This window comes from Microcoleus sp. OTE_8_concoct_300 (genome assembly GCF_031383065.1).
Taxonomy (GTDB): Bacteria; Cyanobacteriota; Cyanobacteriia; order Cyanobacteriales; family Microcoleaceae; genus Microcoleus.
In genome coordinates this window covers 1-1393 of the sequence record NZ_JANMZH010000839.1, presented here as the reverse complement: position 1 = coordinate 1393, position 1393 = coordinate 1, and the positions used below count along the sequence as shown (strand labels likewise).

The window sequence follows — 1393 nt, the reverse complement described above, 5'->3', positions numbered from 1 at the left end:
AAAAAAAACTTTCTAATTTTAAGAAAGAAGAAATGGTAAGTCAACTAAAAAATCAAGCAAATCTTCTAACACCTGTGTGGATTCGCAAAAGAGCCAACAAAACTCAAAGGCAGAGAGCTGTCGAGTTAGGTATTACTGAGTCTGTTATCAGCAAATGGGAGCGAGGCATTACAGTGCCTAGTCCCTCTCTGACTGATATCCCTAAGTATTGCCAGGCGTATGATTGCAGTCTTGAAGAGCTGATTGAGGCGTTCAGCAATATAAGTCGCAAACCCGCCTAGCAGAACCTTGAAAATTAAATAGTTAAGCCTCCCCAGTTAGTGTCTGGGGAGGCTGAATCACGGTCTATTGTTTTGTCTAGCACTGTGTCTAGTGCAGGCGAAACGAGCTCAAAAATGTCTGTGCGTTTTGAGGGTAAGGAGTCATTGCGCTGAACGTATACATCCGATCGTTCAGGAGCATCTTTCTCATGATCATGATGGGCGCATTAGGGTTTTTGTGTCGCAGATGAATTTCTACGCCTGGGACTCCATTTAAGCCGAAGCTCCGCCTGCCTATAACTGTGAATTCCTCAAAGTCAAAGTTGTCAGCAGTTCTTTCCATGATCACTTGCTTCCCTCGTTCTGTAATCAGCTCGGCACCAGGGAAGTTTGTTCCGTAACTAAAAGAGTAAAGCTCGTTTGCGGTTTTTGCTTCAAAGTATTGCCCGTCTCGTTCTGTCGATTGCTCGATCGGCACAGATGGCACCATCACAGAAAACCGCCCTTGCGAGTCAGAAAACTGATTCCAACTATGACCTTGCGGCGCACTCGCAACTATCGGCGGTTGCCTGTGGACTAACACCGGTGCAACCGTGGTTCTTATCCTTGCCGGCACAATGTACCGCTGATCTCCGATCAGGTGATTCTCTAGATTCCGCGCCATCCGGCTGAGTTGTTCCGGTCGCCCTATGAAGTAACCCAATGCTACCCATCCCGACACTCCCAGCCATTTGCGCCAGTCGATTCGCCGCTTGAAGTTCATCATGTTAAAGCCTAGATGTAATCTCTAGACTTTAAGCGATTTCAGCGACTAGCGAAACCGCGAAACCACGTAAAATCCCCAGTTCCACGAAAAAGTGTCCCATTTTTGGGACATTTTCTCTCTCTCGGTGGCGGCAGTTATTTTCGCTCTGGCCGTGGCGAAAATAATCAGGTATCTTTTCGATGCTGAAATCGCAAAAGCTCTGTTTTTCAAGCTCTTGCTCCAATTATTTAGCCTTTTCTGAAAAGAATAATTCACATAAAAATGTCCCAAAAATGGGACATTTTTATTAACCAAGTTTATTGACATTCAAATACTGAGGCTCGCTGCACGCCTCTCCAGTCTTGCCGGGTGACTCCGGCAAGTTTCA

3 protein-coding genes are annotated in these 1393 nt (G+C 45.9%); 1 reads left to right on the top strand and 2 read right to left on the bottom strand.

Going from position 1 to position 1393, the window contains the following annotated elements:
- A partial coding sequence (locus ACUVJL_RS37185) for a helix-turn-helix domain-containing protein (protein ID WP_445250396.1) occupies nucleotides 1-281 on the top strand: 281 nt, incomplete at its 5' end.
- A gap of 88 nt (nucleotides 282-369) precedes the next feature.
- On the opposite strand, the gene ACUVJL_RS37180 is transcribed toward ACUVJL_RS37185, so the two are convergent.
- Both ACUVJL_RS37180 and ACUVJL_RS37175 read right to left on the bottom strand, forming a co-directional pair.
- Nucleotides 370-1026, bottom strand: coding sequence for a hypothetical protein (locus ACUVJL_RS37180; protein ID WP_445250395.1), 657 nt, complete (start codon nucleotides 1024-1026; stop codon nucleotides 370-372).
- A gap of 28 nt (nucleotides 1027-1054) precedes the next feature.
- Nucleotides 1055-1249: a hypothetical protein gene (locus ACUVJL_RS37175; protein ID WP_445250394.1), complete on the bottom strand. Its 195-nt coding sequence runs from the start codon at nucleotides 1247-1249 to the stop codon at nucleotides 1055-1057.
- Between the last annotated feature and the right edge of the window lie 144 nt (nucleotides 1250-1393).

Coding starts and splice junctions, on each gene's coding strand:
- ACUVJL_RS37180 (WP_445250395.1), bottom strand. CDS start 1,026: ATGATGAACTTCAAGCGGCGAATCGACTGGCGCAAATGGCTGGGAGTG.